The following is a 7,134-nucleotide window of genomic DNA, read 5'->3' on the forward strand; positions in this document are numbered from 1 at the left end:
CGCACTTTCTCTCCACTATGCGATCGCACTCAGGTTCAGATCCCCGACTTTTTAGAAAAGTCGGGGATCTCGGCTTTCACAAGAGTATTTATTTAACGTTCAACAGGCTTTAACTCTTCTGCTTTAGTTGTGGGAATCGGAAAGCGGAAGACGGCAAAAATCGCCCTTGCCGTAAACAAGAATATTGTCGCAGCACCAACGGCAAAAATAATATCACCCGGAATCCGCAGCCACACTGTCCACCGCATCCAAGGACTCGTAATCACCTCAGCACTGCGGGCAAACCAAGTACCGTGATTAATCGACTCCGATAGCTGATAAAATCCATTCGGAATCAAACCAAAAATCATCATCACGACTAAACCACCATTGATTGCCCAGAACGAAAAGCGCAGTAACTTTTCATTCCAAGCTTGTTCTGGCACAAATTCTCGCAAGGCAAACAACATCAGCGCCAGTGCCAAACAGCCATAAACCCCAAACAAAGCCGAATGAGCATGAATTGGCGTTGTATTTAACCCCTGAGAATAGTACAGAACAATCGGCGGGTTAATCAAAAATCCAAACACTCCTGCACCGATTAAATTCCAAAAACAGGTAGCGATGAAAAATCGTAACGGCCAACGATAAAATCCTTCGGCTTCTTTGGAAAGTTTCAGTGTCTGCAACACCTCAAACCCAATCAGTGTTAGAGGCACCACTTCCAAAGCTGAAAATACGGCTCCCGTTGCGGCAATAAATGACGGCGTACCAGAAAAGTAAAGATGGTGCAGTGTCCCCATCACTCCACTCCCCAAATACAAAATCGTAGTCAGGTAAGTTGCACGCAATGCCGAAGATTTCTTGAGGAATCCCAACTCACTGCACAAATAGGCAATCACAACCGTTGCAAATACCTCAAAGAACCCTTCAACCCACAGGTGGATTACCCACCAGCGCCAATACTCCGCAATACTCAAAGGGGTGTGATTGCTGTACATCAAACCCACTGAATAAAACAGGGGAATAGTAATCGCACTGTAGAGGAAAAAGTGACTCAAACCCGTAGGATTTGTCTCCTTTTTCAACGCAGGCTTGAAGGCACGATACATCAGCCATAGCCAAAACGTCATGCCACCAATCAGCAAGATTTGCCAAACTCTGCCTAATTCGATGTACTCATAGCCTTGGTGTCCCCAAAGGAAGCTCTGCTTCACATCCAGAACTCCAGTGATTGCCTCCCAAGTGCCAATCATCGAACCGATGACAACAACGGTTAATGCCACTAAAAGAATGACATTACCTAGTGCTTGATTTTTAGGTTCAAACTGACCAAAACGGGGAGCAAAGTACAGTCCTGCTGCTAACCAGCATGTCGCAATCCAAAAGATAGCTAACTGCAAGTGCCAAGTGCGAGAGGCTGCATAGGGGAGAAAGTCACTCAAAGGAATTCCGTAAAATCCTTCTGCTTCTACCGCATAGTGAGCCGTAAACATTCCCATGATAATTTGCACTAAAAATAGTGCCATTGCTACACCAAAAAATAAGGAGGTTACTTTTTGGCTGGGTGTGGGAATGGCTACAGCAGGACGTGCCGGAACTGCCTGAACGTCATCTGCTTGTTCTTGACTCAGATAGACGAACAGAAATACCCCAATTCCAGCAATCAAAATGATGATTGACACAATTGACCAGATGATAAACTGCCCTGGTGGTTCATTACCCACTAAGTCATCATGAGGCCAGTTTGCGGTATAAGAAAACGGTGCATTGGGTCGATTTGCAACTGCTGCCCAAGCTGTCCAAGCAAAGAAGGCTGTGACATCCCGAATTTGAGTATCGTTTTTAAACCAGTTGCGAGGAATGGATTGAACGGGAGAACCTTCGATTAACAGTTGATGATAATCTTGGAAAACTTGTTTTAATCCTTGAGTTTGTGCATTCGTTAGGATTAATTCGTGGGTTTCGGGTTGGTAACGATTGGTCTTAAATTGTTCGGTAACTCGTGCTTCTAAACTCGCTCGTTCTGGAGCAGGTAAAGCTTCTAAATCGTCCTGTGAAAAATCAGGATTACCGCTGTATATCATCCCAGCCGTTGCTAGTCCCCAACGGTGGAGAACATCAGCACTCCAGTCGGGGGCAAGATAGCTTCCATGCCCCCAAATACTACCAATATGCTGACCTCCACGCGCCAGATAAATTTCTTGTCCTGCTTGAATTTCTCCCTTAGTCATGACGACTTCTTGCTGGAGAGAGCGCATCACTTCTGGGACGGGTGGCGCATTTTTCCAAATGATTGCCCCTGCCGCTAGCAAGGCAGTAAAGGCAACAATGCAAATGAGCACTAACCAGGCAGGCAAACCGAATCGATATCTTCTCTGTCCAGTTTCCGTTCCGGCAGCAACTATCGTGGTATTGGTCATAACCAAACCTCCAAAATTTGAACAAAATTCTTTAAAATTTGTTAAACGGTTTCCGATTTAACAGATAAAGGGTAAGCCTCCTAAATCTATCGATACCGCTTCTCACTTAATTGGCTCGATTTTCTTCACATTTTTTAAAGTTTTGTGGCTATTGTTGTGTCAAGTTAACAACAAAGTTAATAAGTTTTTAATGGGTCTAAAATCAAGTTAAGTGAGCTGGCAGAAGGGAGAGGACAACAATTACAAGGAAACCGAAAGCTGTTCCCGTTTCAATCATCGCTACCCATTGAATTTTTGCGGTACGATACCACTTTTGATAGAGAGCAATAATGCCAAATTTAAGCAGTGCTAATCCAAATGCTAAAGTCGCGATTAAAGGTAGCCAACCCAGATGGTAGAGGGTGGCAACAATGAGAGTTGCGATCGCATGATAAACTACCCCTGGTACAGGAGAACTAGTCTTCGTTTTCCGCAACTTCACGGTAAAAATGGTACTGGAAAAGTAGAGTGTGTTGAGTACCCACAACCCCATTGCCGTAGCTGAAATGGTGCCAGTGGTAACCGCCTCAGCGAGAGGAGCAGCAAGGCAAACTGCTGTAAAGGTAATGAATTCGTTGAAAATTGATTTTTGTTCTCGATGGAGAACAGAGACTGCATCCACAACAAGTGCAGCAACCGCACCCAGGTAAAGCCAAAGTAGCACGGGAGAACTGAGATAAAGCCAAAATGCGATCGCAACTGACACAGCAGAGTACATGCCACCCCACACCAGAAAACGAGGCTTGAGACTCCGCCGTTGCTTGATTTGAAGGACGATGGGATGCTCAGCCTGAAAGCCAAAGAACGCACATACTAAAGCTAATGTAGTTGCCAGTGTCCAAGCTTGCGCTAAGGCAGCTCCTGTGAGGAACGATACCAGCAACACCACATAAACCCCATGTTCGTGAGAAAGGGTTGGTCTGTACCAAGCCTGAGATTTTGGTTGAGTAAGACTTCTAGCAGATGAAGGATTTTCTGTTACAGCATTGATGGCTGGCTGAGTCATTGTCTCAACATTCTCCACTATTTCCAGGGTTACGGCATTTTTACTAGCTCTTGCTCAACAGCCTCTTGCTCGAAGTCATCGGTATGGGCGTCAATTGCCACTTTGGTATTTTCAGGCAGAGCTACACGATCGGGACTGTGAGGACTCTTGAAGGTAGCTTGAGCATCGTTTCTTTGGCAAGCAATCATTGTTTTGACGTGTTCCATTTCATCATCTCGGATAGCAACGAACACGTCAAAGAGGTTCTCAATCTTCGGACGACGCTCTTCTGGAGGGCGATCAGTTTGGAATTCATCAAACAGATAGAGGTCGCCGCAGCAGTAATATTGAATGGCTACTGGCGGTGCTGGTTGCGCTTTCAGTTCATCCCCATGCTCTTGGAGAAACGTGTCATAGGTATGGTAGGCATGTTCTTCGACCAATTGCATGAAGCGATAAGCAGAGCGTGGTGCGACCATGTACACAAAAACAATAATCCAGTAGTAGATAAAGGCTCCGCTACGACCAACAAAGCGATCAATCCAGTATTTATTGCCACCTAGTTCCTCACTAATTAGCAAGTGGTGTAACTCGTTCCAAGCTTCGGCAAAGTGAATCTTGAGCCAGTCGGCCTTGCGCCACCAACCCATTGTTTCATAAAGGTGAAGGACTGAAGTATAGGCAAAGTAGGGAACCCGCGCCACCGTTTCTAATACAAAGAAGCGGGGATAAATGCGATCGCGGTAAAAAGTTTTCAACATCAACTCTAAAAAGTTGACAAGCAGTCGAATCATTTCTATGTTCTCCTCTGTCTGTTGAGGTTGCTCAACAGGATTTGCTTTCAAATCAATTTTGGCAAGCTTCTCTAGCCCTGGTGCCATGTTGTGAGTAGTTATGGGAACAGATTGATTGTTTGTACCTTGCTACGTTTATTTTGAAAAATATTCTTAACTACTGCTATGAGCTAGCTCATATTCAGATTGAGACAGGAGAGCGATCGCATAAGCACTACTGCCAGCAATTCGCGCAAAGACTGGCGTAAGCAGCTTGCAGGCCAGGTCAATCGATGAAATAACACCTTGTTAGCATAATAACTTTTATTACACTGCCACTTCTATCCGCAGAAAGGACTCATGTTAAGTCAGTTTGTAGTTATAAGTACAAAGACCCCCCAAACAATTTGGGGGTTGGCAAAATTGTCAGCCTTGATAGTTTTACATTACCCCTTGGAGAGACCGCTCTTCATCACGAGCCGCAACAACTAGGACTAGACAAAGAGCTGCGATCGCTTTTTGCCATTCTCTACGTACCTGTTCAGATTTCCCGAAAAACTTCATTAATAGACACTATCCTCTACTTGTGGTTTTAAGGTCTATGAGGTAGCTCATAAAAAGGCAGATTATTACTGCTATCAGTAATAATCTGCCTGAAGAAGTACATCGGAAGAATCAAAGTCTCTCCTCGTAGGAGAGAGGTTTTCCCGAGAGGTCAGAGAGAAGGGCTATATAGCGATTCTAAAATGAATGGAGTACAGTCAGACCTAACCCCCAACCCCCTTCCCTAATAGGGAAGGGGGCTGATTTCAAAGCCTCTCTCCTACAAGGAGAGAGGTTAAAAGTGTACGGCACTCAATCGAGAAGGGATATATTACTCGGTTACTTATTTTCAGAAAGCGTGAGTAAAAATGCCAGGTTTAACTCTGCCTTCAAAGCATGAGGAGCATTGGCTGGCATATAAACAAACGTTCCTTGTTCCAGAACAATATCTTCTCCCTCTAGAGTCAGAATTCCTCGTCCTTCAATAACATAGATAGTCGCATGGCGAGGCGATGTGTGTTCAGAAATATCAGTGCCAGCGGCTAGACAAAATAGGGTGTATTGACAGTAGGGGGCTTTCACTAGCACTTTGCTAAGAACACCGGCATAAGGATATTCGATTTGCTCTTGCAGTGTTGTGACTGAAGATGAGTTTGTTAGGATTGTATTAGTCATGGTAAATCCACCTTCTTCAATGAGAATGTGTAAAGGCAAGACATATTTGGCAATTTTTAAGCTTATTGCGCTGTGGCACACAGCGTGATGTAACCCAAATCGTCTTGGTATTTCTTGAAAACGCGACGCATGGCTAGCACTCGTTCCCGAATTTGAGGATAGGTTAATACCTTCCACAGAATTGTAGCTGTAGCAGCTAAACCTTCATCCTGAATCGTTTCTCGTATATCCAACAGTTTTAGGGAGTCGGTTTTATATTGCTGAACTTGCAAGCCAGCGGTGGCAAAAGCGATTTTCCAATTCATCTCCGATAGCGGTGTAGTATTGCTTCGGACTATCTGCGCTAAAGCTTGATGAATTTCTTCTTCATAGTTTCGAGCAAGCATTTCGTGAGAGAGAAACTTGCCTTCTTTTTTTAGCTTGCCATGAATCTCTTTCAATATTTTTGCCTTTGCTGGCGCAGATTGCATCGATAAAATCGCCTCAGCAAAAACATAATCAAACTGCCCAGAGATGGCCTCTAAGTGGAAAATATCTCCTTCAATAATTTCTACTTGACCTTCCAAACCAGCGGCGCGAACATTGGCACGCGCGCGAGCCACGCTGTCTGGATTTTTCTCCACACCCACAACTTGCACCCCAAAGCGTTGAGCCAGTGCGATCGCACTATACCCAAAACTGGAAGCTAACTCTAGTACCGTTTCACCTGGCTGGAAATTTGCCCACTCAAACAACTGCTCTGTAGCAGCACGTCCACCGGGTCGTAAAATCTTCTTACCAGCCGCTGCTAACACTTGATGAGCGGGTGCCGTTTTGAAGTTGAGGGTAGCGTTGGTCATCGGTGCGACCTCCTGAATCATCTCTACCCTTATGTTGCTCGACGTGTTTGATAAAGTCTCTGAGCTAGCTCATATTTCTCGCTATCTATTTGGTCTTCAGCGAAGACTTTCAATCTGCCTAAGGCTTTGGGGCTTATTACTGTTATTACTGCTGGGACAATTAGCTTTCACGTTAGAGCCAGCAACGGCTGTACTGAGGCAACACCAGGACGCGCCTGGAATCATGCGTTATCACTCTCAGCAATCTTTACGAGATGAATTGGGCAATGCATGGCAGGTGATACTGTTCAAACAAATCACACCAGGTCAGCCAACCTTGTTTAATCTCAGGTTAGTTGGCTTTCCGGGTATCGCGGAGGTGAGCCACCCCCAATCCCTGGAAATCACTACGGCGAGGGGTCAAGTCCTAACTGCTGTCGATATATTTCCTCAAGGAGCACCTGCGCCCAATGTGGGTCAGTATAATTTCACAGATGTTCTGAATCATTTACACGGAGATGATTCCCTTACCCTTTCAATTCGGCTCAAAAGTGACCAACCCCTTACCCTACAAATTCCCCAATCTCTTGTTGTGGAGTGGCAATGGCTGGCAAGTGAGCTTTGATAGTAAATCTGCTGTGATATAGCGAGTTTCAATTAAGTGGAATAGGGGACTATAGTAGGGGCGCGAGATGTCGTGCCCCTACCCTGGAGTCTACGTCAATGAGAACCCAAAAGTAAGTAACGTTCCTGGAGCGCAAGAAAGAGAGAGGGAGCCTTTAAGCAACCTGACCAGAAATAGAACGCTGAACACAACGGATAAAATCAGCGCGGCTGCGATGCATCTCATCAATGGTGCGACCCTGCATAAAAGCCACTCCAGCCAACCCAGCCTCTGT

General features: G+C 45.2%; 7 protein-coding genes. 1 reads left to right on the forward strand and 6 read right to left on the reverse strand.

The features are described from left to right. Window positions 1–92: 92 nt before the first annotated feature. From V6C93_RS32420 to V6C93_RS32445, 6 genes are all read right to left on the reverse strand, one after another. Entirely contained in the window at window positions 93–2,402 is a 2,310-nt protein-coding gene (locus V6C93_RS32420; RefSeq protein WP_333480806.1) for a nitric-oxide reductase large subunit, read from the reverse strand. Window positions 2,403–2,604: 202 nt separating this feature from the next. Next, window positions 2,605–3,447, reverse strand: coding sequence for a YwiC-like family protein (locus tag V6C93_RS32425; protein ID WP_333480807.1), 843 nt, complete (start codon window positions 3,445–3,447; stop codon window positions 2,605–2,607). 29 nt (window positions 3,448–3,476) lie between these two features. Beyond that, window positions 3,477–4,220, reverse strand: a complete 744-nt coding sequence (locus V6C93_RS32430; RefSeq protein ID WP_349262908.1) for an alternative oxidase — start codon at window positions 4,218–4,220, stop codon at window positions 3,477–3,479. Between the two features lie 420 nt (window positions 4,221–4,640). Beyond that, window positions 4,641–4,763 carry a hypothetical protein gene (locus V6C93_RS32435; protein WP_333480809.1) on the reverse strand — a complete coding sequence of 41 codons (123 nt, stop codon included), beginning with the start codon at window positions 4,761–4,763 and terminating at the stop codon, window positions 4,641–4,643. 318 nt (window positions 4,764–5,081) lie between these two features. Continuing rightward, window positions 5,082–5,417 carry a cupin domain-containing protein gene (locus V6C93_RS32440; RefSeq protein WP_333480810.1) on the reverse strand — a complete coding sequence of 112 codons (336 nt, stop codon included), beginning with the start codon at window positions 5,415–5,417 and terminating at the stop codon, window positions 5,082–5,084. 62 nt (window positions 5,418–5,479) lie between these two features. Further along, window positions 5,480–6,256, reverse strand: coding sequence for a class I SAM-dependent methyltransferase (locus tag V6C93_RS32445; protein WP_333480811.1), 777 nt, complete (start codon window positions 6,254–6,256; stop codon window positions 5,480–5,482). A gap of 31 nt (window positions 6,257–6,287) precedes the next feature. Between V6C93_RS32445 and V6C93_RS32450 the strand changes: the two genes are divergently transcribed. Next, complete coding sequence (locus V6C93_RS32450; protein WP_333480812.1) at window positions 6,288–6,860, forward strand: DUF3122 domain-containing protein; 573 nt, start codon at window positions 6,288–6,290, stop codon at window positions 6,858–6,860. The last annotated feature ends 274 nt before the right edge of the window (window positions 6,861–7,134 follow it).

The organism is Allocoleopsis sp. (assembly GCF_036703385.1).
Classification (GTDB): domain Bacteria; phylum Cyanobacteriota; class Cyanobacteriia; order Cyanobacteriales; family Coleofasciculaceae; genus Allocoleopsis.

Bases quoted from the DNA above. Each gene is read 5' to 3' on its own strand.
- V6C93_RS32425 (WP_333480807.1), bottom strand. From the start codon at position 3,447: ATGACTCAGCCAGCCATCAATGCTGTAACAGAAAATCCTTCATCTGCT.
- V6C93_RS32445 (WP_333480811.1), bottom strand. From the start codon at position 6,256: ATGACCAACGCTACCCTCAACTTCAAAACGGCACCCGCTCATCAAGTG.
- V6C93_RS32450 (WP_333480812.1), top strand. From the start codon at position 6,288: ATGTTGCTCGACGTGTTTGATAAAGTCTCTGAGCTAGCTCATATTTCT.
- V6C93_RS32430 (WP_349262908.1), bottom strand. From the start codon at position 4,220: ATGATTCGACTGCTTGTCAACTTTTTAGAGTTGATGTTGAAAACTTTT.
- V6C93_RS32420 (WP_333480806.1), bottom strand. From the start codon at position 2,402: ATGACCAATACCACGATAGTTGCTGCCGGAACGGAAACTGGACAGAGA.
- V6C93_RS32435 (WP_333480809.1), bottom strand. From the start codon at position 4,763: ATGAAGTTTTTCGGGAAATCTGAACAGGTACGTAGAGAATGGCAAAAA.
- V6C93_RS32440 (WP_333480810.1), bottom strand. From the start codon at position 5,417: ATGACTAATACAATCCTAACAAACTCATCTTCAGTCACAACACTGCAA.